Source organism: Actinophytocola sp. (assembly GCF_035634895.1).
Lineage (GTDB): Bacteria > Actinomycetota > Actinomycetes > Mycobacteriales > Pseudonocardiaceae > Actinophytocola.
Genome location: NZ_DASQCC010000192.1, coordinates 39984 through 54532 on the forward strand (window position 1 = coordinate 39984; position 14549 = coordinate 54532).

Annotated in this window: 18 protein-coding genes; 11 read left to right on the forward strand and 7 right to left on the reverse strand. The window is 70.3% G+C overall.

All coding sequences use genetic code 11. From position 1 onward, the window contains the following. Nucleotides 1–61: 61 nt before the first annotated feature. Nucleotides 62–2806, reverse strand: coding sequence for a ricin-type beta-trefoil lectin domain protein (locus tag VET29_RS29025; protein ID WP_324926226.1), 2745 nt, complete (start codon nucleotides 2804–2806; stop codon nucleotides 62–64). 205 nt (nucleotides 2807–3011) lie between these two features. On the opposite strand from VET29_RS29025, the gene VET29_RS29030 reads away from it, so the two are divergent. Further along, complete coding sequence (locus VET29_RS29030) at nucleotides 3012–3209, forward strand: hypothetical protein (RefSeq protein ID WP_324926228.1); 198 nt, start codon at nucleotides 3012–3014, stop codon at nucleotides 3207–3209. A gap of 34 nt (nucleotides 3210–3243) precedes the next feature. Here the strand turns inward: VET29_RS29030 and VET29_RS29035 are convergent, their stop codons facing one another. Then, nucleotides 3244–3681 carry an SRPBCC family protein gene (locus tag VET29_RS29035; protein ID WP_324926230.1) on the reverse strand — a complete coding sequence of 146 codons (438 nt, stop codon included), beginning with the start codon at nucleotides 3679–3681 and terminating at the stop codon, nucleotides 3244–3246. 31 nt (nucleotides 3682–3712) lie between these two features. Further along, nucleotides 3713–4558 (reverse strand): DUF1295 domain-containing protein, encoded by an 846-nt coding sequence (locus VET29_RS29040; protein WP_324926231.1) that lies wholly within the window; start codon nucleotides 4556–4558, stop codon nucleotides 3713–3715. Nucleotides 4559–5041: 483 nt separating this feature from the next. On the opposite strand from VET29_RS29040, the gene VET29_RS29045 reads away from it, so the two are divergent. The 10 genes from VET29_RS29045 to VET29_RS29090 all read left to right on the forward strand — a co-directional run bounded on the left by VET29_RS29045 (nucleotide 5042) and on the right by VET29_RS29090 (nucleotide 9930). Beyond that, nucleotides 5042–5449: an SRPBCC family protein gene (locus tag VET29_RS29045; protein ID WP_324926233.1), complete on the forward strand. Its 408-nt coding sequence runs from the start codon at nucleotides 5042–5044 to the stop codon at nucleotides 5447–5449. 25 nt (nucleotides 5450–5474) lie between these two features. Next, nucleotides 5475–6074 carry an RNA polymerase sigma factor gene (locus tag VET29_RS29050; RefSeq protein ID WP_414636647.1) on the forward strand — a complete coding sequence of 200 codons (600 nt, stop codon included), beginning with the start codon at nucleotides 5475–5477 and terminating at the stop codon, nucleotides 6072–6074. Continuing rightward, complete coding sequence (locus VET29_RS29055) at nucleotides 6065–6685, forward strand: Asp23/Gls24 family envelope stress response protein (protein WP_324926237.1); 621 nt, start codon at nucleotides 6065–6067, stop codon at nucleotides 6683–6685. Before VET29_RS29050 ends, VET29_RS29055 begins: the two co-directional genes overlap by 10 nt. Nucleotides 6686–6689: 4 nt before the next feature. Further along, nucleotides 6690–7121 carry an Asp23/Gls24 family envelope stress response protein gene (locus tag VET29_RS29060; RefSeq protein ID WP_324926239.1) on the forward strand — a complete coding sequence of 144 codons (432 nt, stop codon included), beginning with the start codon at nucleotides 6690–6692 and terminating at the stop codon, nucleotides 7119–7121. Next, entirely contained in the window at nucleotides 7118–7423 is a 306-nt protein-coding gene (locus VET29_RS29065) for a hypothetical protein (protein WP_324926241.1), read from the forward strand. Before VET29_RS29060 ends, VET29_RS29065 begins: the two co-directional genes overlap by 4 nt. Nucleotides 7424–7576: 153 nt before the next feature. Next, a complete protein-coding gene (locus VET29_RS29070) occupies nucleotides 7577–8062 on the forward strand; it encodes an Asp23/Gls24 family envelope stress response protein (RefSeq protein WP_324926243.1) in 486 nt (161 codons plus the stop codon). Nucleotides 8063–8196: 134 nt separating this feature from the next. Beyond that, on the forward strand, nucleotides 8197–8379 hold the full coding sequence (locus tag VET29_RS29075; RefSeq protein ID WP_324926244.1) for a hypothetical protein: 183 nt from the start codon (nucleotides 8197–8199) through the stop codon (nucleotides 8377–8379). Between the two features lie 2 nt (nucleotides 8380–8381). Further along, nucleotides 8382–8813, forward strand: coding sequence for an Asp23/Gls24 family envelope stress response protein (locus tag VET29_RS29080; RefSeq protein ID WP_324926246.1), 432 nt, complete (start codon nucleotides 8382–8384; stop codon nucleotides 8811–8813). After that, nucleotides 8810–9364 (forward strand): DUF6286 domain-containing protein, encoded by a 555-nt coding sequence (locus tag VET29_RS29085; RefSeq protein ID WP_324926248.1) that lies wholly within the window; start codon nucleotides 8810–8812, stop codon nucleotides 9362–9364. The genes VET29_RS29080 and VET29_RS29085 overlap by 4 nt, the downstream gene beginning before the upstream one ends. Then, nucleotides 9361–9930: an alkaline shock response membrane anchor protein AmaP gene (locus VET29_RS29090; protein ID WP_324926250.1), complete on the forward strand. Its 570-nt coding sequence runs from the start codon at nucleotides 9361–9363 to the stop codon at nucleotides 9928–9930. The genes VET29_RS29085 and VET29_RS29090 overlap by 4 nt, the downstream gene beginning before the upstream one ends. A 31-nt stretch (nucleotides 9931–9961) precedes the next feature. On the opposite strand, the gene VET29_RS29095 is transcribed toward VET29_RS29090, so the two are convergent. From VET29_RS29095 to VET29_RS29110, 4 genes are all read right to left on the reverse strand, one after another. Continuing rightward, nucleotides 9962–10567 carry a DUF5134 domain-containing protein gene (locus tag VET29_RS29095; protein ID WP_324926252.1) on the reverse strand — a complete coding sequence of 202 codons (606 nt, stop codon included), beginning with the start codon at nucleotides 10565–10567 and terminating at the stop codon, nucleotides 9962–9964. Then, nucleotides 10564–12021 carry a PepSY-associated TM helix domain-containing protein gene (locus tag VET29_RS29100; protein WP_324926253.1) on the reverse strand — a complete coding sequence of 486 codons (1458 nt, stop codon included), beginning with the start codon at nucleotides 12019–12021 and terminating at the stop codon, nucleotides 10564–10566. The genes VET29_RS29095 and VET29_RS29100 overlap by 4 nt, the downstream gene beginning before the upstream one ends. Nucleotides 12022–12265: 244 nt before the next feature. Next, entirely contained in the window at nucleotides 12266–12670 is a 405-nt protein-coding gene (locus tag VET29_RS29105; RefSeq protein ID WP_324926256.1) for a VOC family protein, read from the reverse strand. 50 nt (nucleotides 12671–12720) lie between these two features. Beyond that, the gene (locus tag VET29_RS29110; protein WP_324926258.1) at nucleotides 12721–14340 is read right to left on the reverse strand and encodes an alpha-amylase family protein; all 1620 of its coding nucleotides are present in this window, start codon (nucleotides 14338–14340) and stop codon (nucleotides 12721–12723) included. Nucleotides 14341–14549: the final 209 nt, after the last annotated feature.

Below are 14549 nucleotides of genomic sequence, written 5' to 3' on the forward strand. Positions count from 1 at the left end.
CCTAACCGTCAACGACGGCGGCCGGTGGTCCGGCCGCCGCCGCGTCGTGGGTGACGGGCGCTCAGCCGCGCGACCAGTTCTGGTTGGGGGTGCCGCCGCATGTCCACAGGACCAGCAGGGTGCCGTTGGCGGTGCCGTGGCCGGTCGCGTCGAGGCACTTGCCGGAGCCGGTGTTGATGACCGCCCCGTCCGCGCGGACCTGCCACCGCTGGGTGGCGGCGCCGGTGCAGTCGTAGATCTGCACGGCTGTCCCGTCGGCGGTGCCGCCGCCCGTCGTGTCGAGGCACTTGGTGTCGAACACCTTCAGCTGGTTGCCGGCGGTGGACGTCCACGCCTGGTTCGTGCCGCCGTTGCAGTCCCACAAGGCGGGCCGGGTGCCGTTGTCCTGGTTGAAGGCCGGCACGTCGACGCACCGCCCGGACTCCTGGCCACGCAGCACGCCGGTGACGTCCGTGCGCGACCAGTTCTGGTTGGCGCCGCCGTTGCACGTCCACAGCACGACGGCGGTGCCGTTGGTGGTGCCGTGGCCGGTGGCGTCGAGGCACCTGCCGGAACCGGAGACCGTGCCGTCGGCGTTGACCGTCCACTTCTGGGTCGTGGCCCCGGTGCAGTCGTTGATCCGGGCCACCGAGCCGTCGGTGGTGCCGGCCGCCTCGAGGCACTTGGTGCCGTACACCGTGAGCTGCCCCGCGGGAGTGGCCGCCCACTGCTGGTTGGCGCCGCCGGTGCAGTCCCAGAGCGCCACCGCGGTGCCGTTCGCCTGGCCACCGCCGGGCACGTCCACGCACAACCCGGCCTCCAGTCCTTTGAGGACACCGGAGAGGTTGCCCGGCGCGGTGGGTGTGACGCTGAAGTTGTCGAACAGGTCGGTCTGGTACCCCACGACGCCCACCCCGGCGAGACCGGTGGTGAACGCGTTGTCCGTGACGGTGCCGAGCGTGGCGCCGTCGAGCGACGCGGTGATCTGGTTGCCCGAGAAGGCCAGCTTCAGCGTGTGCCAGGTGTTCAGGCCGAGTGCCGGGCGGGTGCCCGAGGTGAGCGTGGTCAGCACGCCGCCGCTGCTGTTGCGGGCGATGGACCACGCGCCCGTGTCACCGATCCGCAGCTGGTAGGCGGCCTGCTGGTTCTGGGGCCGGTTCTGCGTGTTCGCCCGGCCCAGCAGCGTGACCGTGCCGGCCTGCCGCATCGCGACGTCGGTGCTGACGGCGTAGTTGCTCCACCCCGGGTCGCCGGCGAGGCTGTACGCGTCGCTGTCGCCCTGCCACTCGATGGGCTTCACCGGCGCCACCTGCTGCAGGCACTGCCCGGTGTGCCCGGCCGTGCAGGGGCGGACCTCGAAGGCGCCCTGCATGTCGGCGAAGTACCTCGCCTCGCTTCGCGGGGTGTAGCTCTCGAAGTCGTCGGCGTAGGGGAGCGGCAGCGCGGCCGGCGCCGGGCTCGTTGCGGTGCCCTTGCCCTGGCCGGTGGTCGTGGTGACCGAGTAGATCCGGTTCGGTTGCAGGGTCAGGGTGTACGTGCCACCGGACGGGGTCACGTCGGCCTGCCGGACGAAGTGGTCGCTCGTGCTACCCGACCCCAGGTCGGTCGACCAGACGTGCACGGCGCCGGCACTCAGGCCGCCGGACACCGTGACGTTCACGGTCTGCGCGGCCGTCGCGGTCGTGGTCTCGTAGATGGTCGAGTAGTCGGCGTTGTTCGGCGACCTCAGCGAGACGTAGCTGCCGTCGGCCCGGTTCCCGCCGAGGTAGCCGCTGGCGGAGCCGGTGAGGAAGCGCCAGCCGGGCTGTGCGAACTGGGCGACGTGCGCGTTGGCCCACAGGTTGCGGCCGAGCCGGTAGGACCCGGACCACGGCTGGTTCGCCACGGCCAGGCCGTCGGTGCCGAACGGCAGCGTCGAGTAGAGCGCGGCGACCAGCGGCCAGTTCATGAACCCGGTCATCTGCCCGTCGAGGTAGCCGCGGAGGATCGAGCGGATGTACGGCGCGGCTCCGGAGTTGGTGTCCTGTGAGCCGAACTCCGCGGCCCACAACGGTTTTCCGGTCGCCACCGCGTTCGCCGACGAGCCGCACGAGGTGGCGTCCGACAGGTATCCGCACGGGTAGTGCGAGCCGACCACCCCGACGGCGGCGTTGAAGGCGCTGTCGGCGAGCATGTCGTCGGCGGTGTTCCAGCCGGTGTCGTCGCCGACGATCTGCACCGAGCCGAACCCGTTGGCGTTCAACGCCGATCGCAGGTTCTTGTACCAGGTCCGGTCGTGGCCGCGTTCGTTCCAGCCGCCGAGGTAGCCGACGGTCAGGCCGTGCTGGCGTGCGCAGTTCAGCCAGGAGATGTCGTAGTCGATCATGTCCTGCGACCAGAAGTTCCCGCCGCCGATCCAGCCGGGTGCCGCCCAGGGCAACGCGACGAGCCGGATCGCGGGGTTGCGGGCGACGGCCTGCTCACCCAGCCAGAACTCGTAGCCCGCGTTGCAGTTGATCTCACCCCGGACGTGCTGGTGGCTGGGTTCCGCGCCGTCGGTGGAGTTGGCGTCGCCGCCGATCTCCAGCTTCAGCAGCTGCACGGCCGCGCCGTAGCCGGGTTTGAAGAGATAGTCCAGGATCTGCGCGCGCTGCGTGGGCGGGTAGTCGATCAGCAACCGCGAATTGCCGCCACCGCCACTGATCGCGCCCACCCCGTCGAACGCGCGGCCGGCGAGCGCGCCGTTGACGGTCACGGCCGTGGTGGCCGCGGCGGCGGGCACCGGGCTGGCCAACGCCAGGAGGAGTACCAACGACCCGACGAGCATGCGGAGCCGGGGATGCGTCATGGCGCGTCCAATCATCCGAGCCTGCGGACAGGACGCGCGACACCCCGTGACAACGTTGTCGAGCGTCTGGAATCCAGCCAAGTGGTCATGCACCGGCATGTCAAGGGATCAGGCCGGTCATGTCCGATGATTGGTCTCGACCACTGTCCCGCCCGTTGCGCGTGGCGCGCTGGCCTTTGGTACCGGAACCGGTGACACTGTTCGGGTGAACAGTCGTGCGTTGATGATCGTCGGTCTGGTGGCCGTGCTGGTCGGCGGTGTCTGGGCGTTGCAGGGAAGTGGTGTGCTCGGTGGCAGCGGCATGTCGAACTCGCCGACATGGTTGGTCATCGGCGTCGTGGTGGTGGTCGCCGGCGCGCTGATGATCGTCATGGGGGCGCGAGGCCGCCGCGGGCGGGGTTGACGGCCGCGCCGAGCCCGGTCCCGCGTGACCCCCGTCAGACCGTGATGGCGTTGACCTTCGCGGTCATGGCGTCGACGACGGCGTCACCCAGTCGCTCGAACTCCCGTTTCAGGAACGGGTCGGCCAGCTTGGCGAGGCCGTTGAACACGATGGTCGCCTGGTAGGTGATCACGGTGCCGTTCGGGGCCGACACCAGCGTGAGGTCGTCGGTGGAGGTCGCCGTCCTGTTCCTCCCGACGAAGACCAGGTGCTCCGGTTCCAGGCGGGTGAGCTCGTAGGTCAGTTCGGTCTCCCTGCCCCTGAACCGGGAGACGTTGTGCCAGCGGGTCCCGACCCGGATCGGTCCCTCGCCGAGACGGATGCACGACACGGTGCCCGGGTCCCACTCCTCGGTCCGCGCGAAGTCCTTCAAGTAGTTCGCGACGACGTCGACCGGCTTCCGGACGACCATCGTGCGCCGCACCTGAACCACGGCAGGCCCTCCTCTCAGTACTTCGTGGACACTAGCGCCGCGTGGCGTCGGCACCCGCCGACTCCTTCCTGGGCGGCAGTGGCAGGAAACCGCTGGTCCGTCGCATGTAGGCGGGATATCCAGGGCGGGTGACCATGCTGCGTTCGAGCGTCCTCTTCCCCGAGCCCATCGTGAGCAGGTACGTCATCAGGATCGGTGCCGGCACCGTGAGGATCCCGGGCCAGTGTTCCGCGGCGACCAGGAAGAGTCCCCACCAGACGCACGCGTCGCCGAAGTAGTTGGGATGGCGGGTGAAACGCCACAGGCCCGTGTCCATCACACTCGCGGTGACGGTGTCGGGTGGTTGGGCCTTCTTCCGTCTCCGGTACCGCTCCAGCTGTGCGTCACCAACGGTCTCGAACACCATCCCGACGCACCAGAGCGCCACTCCGACGTACGCGACATAGCCGAGGTCGCCGGTCACGAAGGCGCCCACCTGTAGTGGTGCGGCGATCACGAACGCCAGTGCCGCCTGCGCCGCGTAGACCTTCACGAGGGCGTTCACGAGCGGATCGGCGTGGCCGGTGCGCAGCAGCTTCTCGTAGCGTGGATCCTCGCCCCTGCCGACCGACCGGCGTCCTATGTGGACGGCGAGACGAACTCCCCACACGCCCGCCAACACCGCCAGTACCCAGCGACGTCCCGGGTCGCCGTGGTCCCGCGAGGCGACCAGCGCCGTGCACCCGATCCCGGCGAAAAGCAGCCCCCACACCGTGTCGACCACGTTGTGCCGGCCGGCGACGATGCCGAACGCGAAGGTGACGGCCATCAGCGCGACCGTGACGGCGGCTGTCCACACGAGACTGTCGACGAACGCGCCGGTCGCGAAACCCGTCACGGCGCCACCCAGCCGCGGACGTACCGTCGTTTCTGCGTCACCTCCGCAGTGTCCCCGTCACGCGGGCACACTGCTCAACGAACGCCGACAGCTTGCCGGCTCGCATCACTTGTGGAACGATCCGAACAGAGGTGTCGGCGCAGTACACGGCGACCGCGCCTCGATCTTGAAGCGCGCAAGGTCTCAACCCCGCGCCACCGCCCCAGTCCTTGGCGGCACTCGTACCAACAGCCACAGTGCCAACGAACGCGGCGAAGTCCACAAAGCGGCGAAGTCCAAAAAGACGTGCGACAACCGGACCACGGCGATCCGCCACGGCCGCCCGGTTACTGAGACGTGCCTTCGTCATGCGCCGGCCGCACAGGAGCCCTACGGCGCGGCGACCGCCCGAACGCACGGCGAGCCCGGCGCCCCATCGGCCGCAGGGACGGCACGCACGAGGAACGACATCGCCATGATCCGACGGATGGGAGACACGACGACATGGGTGATTTCCAGGCAAACGCGACCGTGGACGCCTCCGAAGACGCGCTGTTCGACTACCTCTCCGAGGTGAGCAACCTGCCCCACTACTTCGCGCGGTTGACCTCCGCGACACCGGGTGAGGGCGAGGAGGTGCACACGACCGCACGGATGCCCGACGGGAAGCAGGTCGAAGGCAGCGCCTGGTTCCGGGTCGACACCGGCGTGCGCCGGATCGAATGGGGGTCGGAGGGCGCCAACGACTACCACGGCTCGCTCGAGGTCCACGAGACCGGCGGCAACGCCGACGTGCGGGTGAGTGTGCACACCACCCGCGTGGCCGACGGCGACAGCGAGGTCCAGAAGGGGCTCGAGGAAACCGTGGCCACCATCAAACGCATCGTCGAACAGCGCCACGTCAACAGCTGAGCAGGTGACGAAGTATCGCGCGGACATGCGTCGCGGGCTGGGAAAGGCGGACGACGTGGCGCCGGACGAGGTGTTGCTGGACGATGTCACGCTGGACGATGTCACGCTGGTCGTCCGCGCCCGCGACGGAGACGTGCGGGCGTACGAGCAGTTGGTGCGGCGGTATCAGGGGCCGATGTTCCGGCTCGCGGTGCGCATGCTGGCCAGCCGGGGCGACGCCGAGGACGTGGTCCAGGAGGTGTTCCTGGCGGCGTGGCGCAGCCTGGTGACCCTCCGTGAGGAAGCCGCGTTCGTCGGCTGGCTGTACCGGATGATCACCAACCGGTGCCTCAACGTGATCCGCGGCCGCCACACGACGGTGGACGTGGACCTCACGGAGCGTGAGTCGCACGACGCGGGTTCGCACCCGGAACGCGCGGTCGAGGTGAACGAACAGCTCACCGCGGTGACGGCCGCGCTACAGCGGCTGACCGGTGAACAGCGCGCGTGCTGGTTGCTGCGGGAGGTCCACGGCCGCTCGTACGAGGAGATCTCGCAGACCGTGGGAGTCACGACGACGGCGGTCCGCGGACGGATCGCGCGGGCACGGGCACAGCTGACGGAGATGATGGTGCCATGGCGGTGAACCCCGAGACCCAGGGTTACCTGCTCCCCTGCGGGCGAGACGTGGAGACGGTGTGGGAACGGTTGGCGGACTTGACCGCCGGCAGGGCCGACGAGCACGACCTGACCTGCCCGGACTGCCGCGACGCACGGGCGAGCCTGATCGCGCTGAAGGACATGACCGCGGAGCTTCGCGCCGACACCGTCGAGCCGACGCCGCACCTGACCGGTCGCATCATGTCGGCGGTCCGCGCCGAGGTCCGTCGCCGGCACGACATGGTCCCGCTGCCGACCGCCGAACCCGGCCTGGTGCGGATCAGTGAGCACGCGGTCGCGGCGGTGCTGCGGTTCGCCGCCGACAGCGTCGCGGGGGTTCGGGCCCACCGCTGCCGGGTACAGGACGACCGGGTGGGGGCCGCGGACGCCAGCGGGCACGGCGCCAGCGAGAACGGCGCCAGCGAGAACGGCGCACCGATGCTCGTGGTCGAGCTGACCGTCGCGGTGAGCTACCAGAGTTTCGCCTGGCGGGCCCTCGATCTCGTACGGGAGCGCGTCACCGCGGCGGCCGCGACCAGGATCGGGCCGCGGCTGCGCCGGCTGGACCTGATCGTCGAGGATGTCTACGGAGAGTGACCGGGTGAAGAACACGACCGAAAGGGGCACCGGCGGCACCCAGACTGCCGGCACACGTCCCCCGCCGTTGTTCGAGTGCGCGGTCGGCGGGTCCGTCGTCGCCGCCGTCGCGGTCAGTGCCGCGGCCGCGGTGCCCGGTGTGGTGCGGGTCGAACCGGGTCTGGTCGGGTTGATGAGCTCGGCGGTCCGTGCCACGCGCCAGCGGATCAAGGGGCTGGTGCCGGCTCCCACCGAAGGGGCACGGGTGGAGTTCGAACGGGCGGACACCGTACGGGTGGAGGTGGACGTGGTGATCTCCGGACAGGATCAGGCCACCGCGGTGGGGCATGCGCTGCAGCGTGTCGTGGCCGGCGCGATCACCGAGGCCACGGGTCTCCGCGTCGCCGAGGTGGGGGTGTCCATCCTCGACATCGTGTGGGACCGGGAAACCCGATGACCACGTCCGGCGAGCTGGTGCCCGAGCTGTTGACAGCGCTGGACGGTGTCCCCGGCCTGCGTGCCGCCACCTTGGCGGCGGGGCCGCGGATGCCGTGGGAACGCAACCGGGACGCGACGGCCGTCGACCTCACCGGTGACGACGGGACGGTGGTGGTTCGCGTGGTGGCGACCCGGCTACCGCTGGCACCGGTCGTGAGACAGGCGGAAAAGGCACTGCTGGCCGTGCTCGCCGCCCACGCCGTGCCCATCTCCCGGCTGCGGCTGGAGATCACCGACATCGACGGCGCGGCATTCGCCTGACTCCTTCGAGAAATCTCCCCGGGGAAATCTCCCGGAATATCCGCGGTCGTGCCGTGACGTTCTCGGCGCGCGGGGGTCCTTCCATTGTGCGAAGCCAACGGAACCACCGCCGGCTTCGCGAGAACAGCCACGCGAACATCCAGGAGCCGCATCATGACCGCCACCCACAGCCCGCCGGCCAACTCGAAGTCGGCATCCGACACCAGTACCGCCAAGAGCTCCTCCGCTTCGTCGCGCACCGCCACCCTGGTCACCCCACAGGGCACCACGACAGTGGCTGACACGGTCGTGCAGAAGATCGCCGGCCGGGCGGCCCGGGAGATCAGCGGTGTGTACGAGCTCGGCGGCAGCGCGTCCCGCGCGTTCGGCGCTCTCCGTGAGCGGATTCCCGGTGCCACGGCCAGCGCCTCGCAGGGTGTGGCCGTCGAGGTCGGCGAGACCCAGGCCGCCGTGGACCTCGAGCTTTTGGTCGAGTACGGCGTCTCCATCGCCGAGCTGGCGAAGGCGGTACGTCGCAACGTGATCAACGCGATCGAGCGGATGACCAGCCTGGAGGTCGTCGAGGTCAACCTCCACGTCAACGACGTGCACATTCCCGGCGCCGAGGACTCCGAACCCGAACCGGCCCGCGTGCAGTGACCGCCGGCGTCGACACCGACGCCCACCGCGTCCCGACCGCTGTCCAGGCCGTCCGCCACATCGCGGGCCTGGGCGGCGGCAGGTACGGCGAAACCGCCACCGGTCCGCCGCCGCAGCAAGGAGAACCAGATCAGATGAACTCCACGACCCTGGGCCTGTCGACCGGTCTGGCGCTGGGCTTCGCCGGCGCCTTCGGCGGCTTCGGCGCGTTCCTCATCGTGCTCGTCCTCGGTGCGCTGGGCCTGGTCGTCGGGCGCGTCCTCGACGGCAAGCTCGACGTGTCCCAGCTGACCGGCGTCCGCCAAGACCGAGGCTAGCCATGACCACCGCGACCATCCCGTCCGCCCTCCCGCGGCGACCCGATGCCGACCAGACCGGCAGCCAACACACCGCGCCGGACACCGGTCCCGACCTTCCCGGTCGGACCACCGTGGCCGACCGGGCGGTCGAACGCACCGCCGTCCAGGCGATCACCGAGCTCGACAACGTCGGTGGCTCGGCACAGCGGCTCTTCGGCGCGCCGGCGGAGTCCCGCGCGGCGCAGGTCAGCGTCACCAGCGACGACACGACCACGGCACTGCACGTCCGGCTCTCGATCGCCTACCCCGCCTCGGTGGCGCGCACCACCCACGAGGTTCGCGCCCATCTGATCCGGCGGCTGCGCGAGCTCACCGGCCTGGTGGTGACGCGAGTGGACATCACCGTCACCGCCTTCTACACCACCGCGCCGGAGCGGCGGCGAGTCCGATGAGGCGCCTGCCCCGCCGCGCCATCCCCGCCACGGTCACCGCGCTGGTTCTGCTCGGTGCGGCCGTACTGACCGCGATCAGCGCGATCCAGCTGATCGCCGGCCGTCGACCGGTGATCAGCTACGCCGCGATCGCCGAGCGGGCACACGCCACACACTGGGACAGTCTCGTCGTCGCCGTCGGCGCCTGCCTCGTCGTGCTCATCGGGCTCATCCTGCTGGTCGCCGCGACGCTGCCCGGCCGGCCCACGGTCATTCCCTTGCAGGACAAGGAGAACGGCACCGGCACGGACACCGTCCTGAACACCGGTGCGTCGCGGCGGAGTCTGCGCGCCACGCTGCGCGCGGCGGCGAACGCCGTCGACGGCGTCACCGCGACCACGCTGATGCTGCGCCGGAAGACGGTCACCGCCGCGGTGCGCACCCATCGCACCACCCCCGCGGGGTTGGGCGAGGCCGTCCGGGCCGCCATCGGCCACCGCCTCGACCAGATCTCCCTGGACAGCCGCCCGGCGGTGCGGGTGCGGGTCATCGCGACCAGGAGCGGCTCATGACCGGCGTGAACCGGCCGGCCCGGCTCAACCGCTTCCTGCTCGCGGTCATCGGTGTCGCGCTGGTGATCGGCGGCGGGCTCGCCCTGGCCGCCAGCCTGGGCAGGCTGTCGGTCGACCCGGCCGCCGCACTCGTGTCCGGCACCGACCTCCCGCCCACCTGGGTGCTGTACGCCATCGCCGCGGGTGCCGTCGTCCTGGCCCTGCTGTGCCTGCGCTGGCTGGCCGCGCAGCTCGCGACGAAACCCAAGTCCCGGACGTGGCGGATCGCGGACGACGCCGAGGACGGCCACACCGAGCTCGCCGCCCGGATCGCCACCACACCGTTCACCGCCGAGATCGCCGAGTACCCCGGCATCCACGCCGCGTACGCGGACCTCACCGGCGCCCGGCACGCCCCCACACTCGTCGTGGTCGTCACCACCGAACAGGACGCCGATCTCACCGACATCCGCCACCGTCTCACCACCCACGGCCTTCCCCGGCTCCGCAACGCACTCGACCTCACCTCGTTGCCGGTGACCCTCGAGTTCCGGTTCACCACCCAGGCCGGCGCCCGGACGGCGTAAGGCCACCCGCACGCCCGGCATGCGCCACAACTCACACGAGCACCGCCGCCATGAGCGCCATGCCGAGGCTCATGATCCCTTCCGCCGCGAGACCCGCGGTGGGCATCCGCAGCGTCTCCTCGTGGCGGCCGGCGTCGAACGCGCGGGCCAGCCAGGCGATACCGGCCACCAGGAACACCACGGCGAGCACGACGGCGACGAACACGACGTGCGCGGGCGTGTTCATGGTCATCGTCGCGCCGCCCATGTCGTGTCCGGCGTGCCCGCCGCCGGATGCCGTGCCCTCCATGGTCATTCCGGCCATCACCGTCGGCATGACGAGCACCATCCACGCCATCCCGCCCATCATCAGCGCGTGGTGGGCCAGGGACCACCGGCCGTGCCCACCTGCCCCGATCACGAGCATCCCGGCGAACCACACGGTCGCGGCGGTGAACAGGAACAGCTGCGGAACCCGCGCGAAGTCCATCCCGGCCGGCCACGCCATCGCGATCATGCCCGCGCACATCAGACCGTGCAGCACGTCGCTGACGCGACTCCGTGCGGGACCCCGGGTGACGGCACGGAAGTCGCAGAAGACCCCGACGGCGGCGAACGCGATGGTCACGATCCAGCGCAGCATCAGTTCGGCGATCACCGGGCCACCTCCTCGACACTGCCCACGGCGGCCTGACGCGTTCGCCGGCGGATGACCAGTCCGGCGAGGAGGTCGACGACCAGGAAGGCGGCCAGGCTGAGGCCGAGCAGGGGGAGGGCCCAGCCGAGCGCGACCACCGCCACGGCGCCGATGGCGAGGGGGACGGACGGCAGGTTCCGCCAGGTGCTGCGGAGCGGTGGTGTGCCGAGGGGCCGGCGGCGGTCCGCCCTGGTGGGCCGGCGTTGCCACCACATGCGGTAGCCCCAGAAGATCATGGCCAGCAGGCCGATCGCGGTCACGGCCAGTACGAGCTGGTTGGCGAGTCCGAAGAGGAGGCCCATATGGGCCTGGACGCCGAGCGTGGAGAGCTGGGCAAGCAGCGGTTGGTCCGCCCAGCGGACGTGGTCGGTGACCGCGAAGGTGCCGGGGTCGACCGCGACGGCGTCGTAGTGGACCGGCCAGACGTTGTCGGTCTGCGTGACGGTCCACGCCTCGCCCTCCGCGGCGGGCGTGATGTCCACGGGACCGCTCAGCCCCTGCTTGCGTGCCACCGCCAACACGCTGTCCACATTGGACAGGTCGGCCGCGGCGGGTTCGCTGTCGCCGCCGCCGGTGTGCCCTTCGTGGGCGCTCGTGGTGAGGGTGGTGTCCGGTGCCTTCTTGGTGGAGTCGAACGCCTCCTGTACGAGGTCGAACCGGGCGCCGGCATAGGTCGACCAGGTCAGCCCGGTCGCGGACAGGACGAGCAGGACGATCGCGATCCAGACGCCGGTGCTGGCGTGCCAGCCGCGGGTGCGGCGCACGCCGGCGTTGGCGCGGAGGTCGGGGCGGATCATGCGGCGTACCCGGCGGTGCCCGCGTTGGCGCCGCCACCACAGTGCGAGGCCGCCGAGCACCAGGACCCACAGCCAGCTCGCGGCGATCTCGGTGTAGATGCTGCCGAACTCGCCGAGCAGGAGGGTGCGGTGCAGTTCGTCCAGCCAGGTGGTGAGCGGCGTCGACCCGAACCACGTGGTGAGCGTGCCGCGGATCTGGCCGGTGTAGGGGTCGACGTAGACCGTGCGGTTGTTCTCGCCGAGGTCGGGCACCGAGAACACGACCTTGGTCGTGGCGTCGGCCGCGGCCGGTGGGCTCACGGTGACGACGGTGCCGTCCGGCACGACGGCCCGCGCGGCGTCGACCTGTTCGGCCAGCGAGACCGTGGACGTACCCACCGCGGCGACGTGCAGGTGGTCGCCGTAGGCGATCTCGTCGAGCTGCGGGGTGACCGTGTAGGCCAGCCCGGTCAACGCCGCGACCACCAGGAACGGCGCCACGAACACGCCGACGTAGAAGTGCAGGCGGCGTAACAGAGGTTCCAGCGACGGCGCTGAGCGGTCGCGCCGGGTGGCCGCCGGGTCGGCGACGGAGTCCGTCGGCTGCTCGGCGGGCGGGGACTGCGCGGTCGTTGACATGAGACAACTCCAGAAGTCCTCGGTGGACGGCCGGATGCCGTTCTTGGCACAAGGAGTCGTAACGGGACGCGTCAAAGTTCCCGGGATACCGCGACAGTCGACAAGCCAGCATCAAACATCGGATCTTTGCCCGCCGGGTATGGAACCGCTGCAAGGGACTTGCTAGAACGGAACGAGTCTCCCCAGTTGGCTTGCTGACGCCAGCAGGTCATCAGATGTCTGACCTGGCCGGCGCGCGGCAGGATCAGGTCGAGGTGGCGGGGCCGAGGAGGTCCCAGCGGTTGCCGGCGATGTCGCGGAAGACGGCGACCTGGCCGTAGGGCTCGGTTCGGGGTTCGGTGAGGAACTCGACCCCGGCGGCACGCATGTGCCGGTAGGTGGTGTCGAAGTCGTCGACCTGGAGGAAGAAGCCGACCCGGCCGGCGTGTTGGTCGCCGATCGCCGCCGTCTGGTGTTCGCCGTCGGCGCGGGCGAGGAGGATCCCGGTCTCCGCGCCCGGCGGGCGGACGACCACCCAGCGCTTGGCACGACCGTCGTTGGTGTGGGCCGGGGTGTCCTCGGCCAGCTCGAACCCCAGTGCGTGGGTGAAGAAGGCGATCGCTTCGTCGTAGTCCTCGACGATGATCGCCGTCAGTCGCAGGAACGCCATGAAGGTGATGATCCCGCATTCGGCCGGAGCCGCTCGCCGCCAGGCACCGCTCAGTGGTGTCCGTGGGCGCGGAACCAGCGGAAGCCGTACGGCTCGACGGTGATCTTCTCTCCTGGTTCGGCGTCGCGATCGCCGAAGAGGTCCGCCAGCCCGGTGCAGTTCTTCGGCAGGGGCGCGGTCGCCGGTTCGTCGCCGAGGTTGTGTACGGCGACGACGGCCGTGCCGTCCCACACGCAACGGTGGACGAGGACCGATCCCTTGGTGTGCAGGAGTTCCAGCCGGCCCCAGCCGAACTCCGGGCATTCCTTGCGTTGGCGGATCAGCCGTTCCATCCAGTTCAGCATCGAGTGCGGGTCGCGCCGCTGGTCGGCGACGTTCGCCGTGTGGTTCTCCGGTAGTGGGCGGCACAGGCGGGCGCCCTCGGGTGCGGTCGAGAATCCCGCGTGGGTACCGCCCGACCACTGCATGGGCGTGCGTGAGCTGAGCCGGCCCTCGATGTCCAGGTTCTCGACCATGCCGATCTCCTCGCCGTAGAACAGCGCGGGGGTGCCGGGCAGCGAGAACATCAGGGAGTACACGAGACGGACGCGATCCTCGTCGAGGTCCACCATGGACGGGAGCCTGCGCCGCAGACCGCGGCCGTAGAGCTGCATCCCTTCGTCCGGACCGAACGCCGCGAAGACCTCCGCGCGTTCGGCGTCGCTGAGCTGGTCGAGGCTCAGCTCGTCGTGGTTGCGCACGAAGTTGGCCCACTGGCACTCGGACGAGATGTCCGGCAGCTCCTTCAGAACCTTGGCCAGCGACGCGACCTTGCGGCGCGCGAGTGCCAGGTACATGGCCTGGTTGAGCCGGAAGTTGAACATCATGTTGAGCTCGTCGCCGTGGTCGCCGAAGAACTCGACACCCTTGTCGTACGGGAGGTTGACCTCGCCCAGCAGCACCGCTTCGCCATGGCGGCGGGTGAGGAACGCGCTGAGCTCACGCAGCAGCGCATGCGGGTCCTTGCCCCCTGCCGCCGCCCCGCTCACCTCCTCCAGCAGGAACGGGACCGCGTCGACGCGGTAGCCGGTCACGCCGAGCGCCAGCCAGAACGCCCCGATCTTCGCGATCTCGTCCCGTACGGCCGGGTTGGCGGTGTTGAGGTCCGGCTGCTCGGCGTAGAACCGGTGGAAGTACCAGCGCTGCGCCTGTTCGTCCCAGGCCCAGTTCGACGTCTCCTCACCGGGGAAGACGATCTCCTGTTCGCCCTCCGGCCGCTCGTCCTGCCAGACGTAGTAGTCGTGGTAGGGCGCGTCGCGGCCCTTGCGTGCCGACTGGAACCACCTGTGCTGGTGCGAGGTGTGGTTGACGACCAGGTCGATGATCACCCGGATGCCGCGGTCGTGGGCGGTGCGCAGCAGCTCGGCGAAGTCGCCGAGGTTCCCCAGCTTCTCGTCCACCGCGTAGAAGTCGCTGATGTCGTACCCGTCGTCGCGTTCCGGCGACGGGTAGCAGGGCATGAGCCACAGGCAGGTGACGCCGAGGCCGGCGAGGTAGTCGATGCGGTCGGTGAGCCCGACGAGGTCGCCGCAGCCGTCACCGTTCGAGTCGACGAAGGTCTGCACGTCCAGGCAGTAGATGACCGCGTTCTTCCACCACAGGTCGCTGGTCGCGGTGCGCTTGCCGGTCATGACGCCGGGGCCCACGGTCGCGCCCTGCCGCCGCCGGCCGGCAGCGCACCCATCGAATGGTCGGACGACCACGCTGCCGGGAACCTCACCGCCCGCGTGTGCGCGAGCTCGGTGCGCGACCGGCTCGACGGGATCTGCTCGTGCGTGGCGTACCACCCTGCGACCGGCATGGACCAGCCCTTTCGGTCGACGGCGCGGACCACCCAGAC

Excerpts from the sequence above, each read along its gene's own strand:
- VET29_RS29025 (WP_324926226.1), bottom strand. The coding sequence starts at position 2,806 with ATGACGCATCCCCGGCTCCGCATGCTCGTCGGGTCGTTGGTACTCCTC.
- VET29_RS29045 (WP_324926233.1), top strand. The coding sequence starts at position 5,042 with ATGGGTGATTTCCAGGCAAACGCGACCGTGGACGCCTCCGAAGACGCG.
- VET29_RS29050 (WP_414636647.1), top strand. The coding sequence starts at position 5,475 with ATGCGTCGCGGGCTGGGAAAGGCGGACGACGTGGCGCCGGACGAGGTG.
- VET29_RS29055 (WP_324926237.1), top strand. The coding sequence starts at position 6,065 with ATGGCGGTGAACCCCGAGACCCAGGGTTACCTGCTCCCCTGCGGGCGA.
- VET29_RS29065 (WP_324926241.1), top strand. The coding sequence starts at position 7,118 with ATGACCACGTCCGGCGAGCTGGTGCCCGAGCTGTTGACAGCGCTGGAC.
- VET29_RS29070 (WP_324926243.1), top strand. The coding sequence starts at position 7,577 with ATGACCGCCACCCACAGCCCGCCGGCCAACTCGAAGTCGGCATCCGAC.
- VET29_RS29075 (WP_324926244.1), top strand. The coding sequence starts at position 8,197 with ATGAACTCCACGACCCTGGGCCTGTCGACCGGTCTGGCGCTGGGCTTC.
- VET29_RS29080 (WP_324926246.1), top strand. The coding sequence starts at position 8,382 with ATGACCACCGCGACCATCCCGTCCGCCCTCCCGCGGCGACCCGATGCC.
- VET29_RS29085 (WP_324926248.1), top strand. The coding sequence starts at position 8,810 with ATGAGGCGCCTGCCCCGCCGCGCCATCCCCGCCACGGTCACCGCGCTG.
- VET29_RS29090 (WP_324926250.1), top strand. The coding sequence starts at position 9,361 with ATGACCGGCGTGAACCGGCCGGCCCGGCTCAACCGCTTCCTGCTCGCG.
- VET29_RS29100 (WP_324926253.1), bottom strand. The coding sequence starts at position 12,021 with ATGTCAACGACCGCGCAGTCCCCGCCCGCCGAGCAGCCGACGGACTCC.
- VET29_RS29105 (WP_324926256.1), bottom strand. The coding sequence starts at position 12,670 with ATGGCGTTCCTGCGACTGACGGCGATCATCGTCGAGGACTACGACGAA.
- VET29_RS29110 (WP_324926258.1), bottom strand. The coding sequence starts at position 14,340 with ATGACCGGCAAGCGCACCGCGACCAGCGACCTGTGGTGGAAGAACGCG.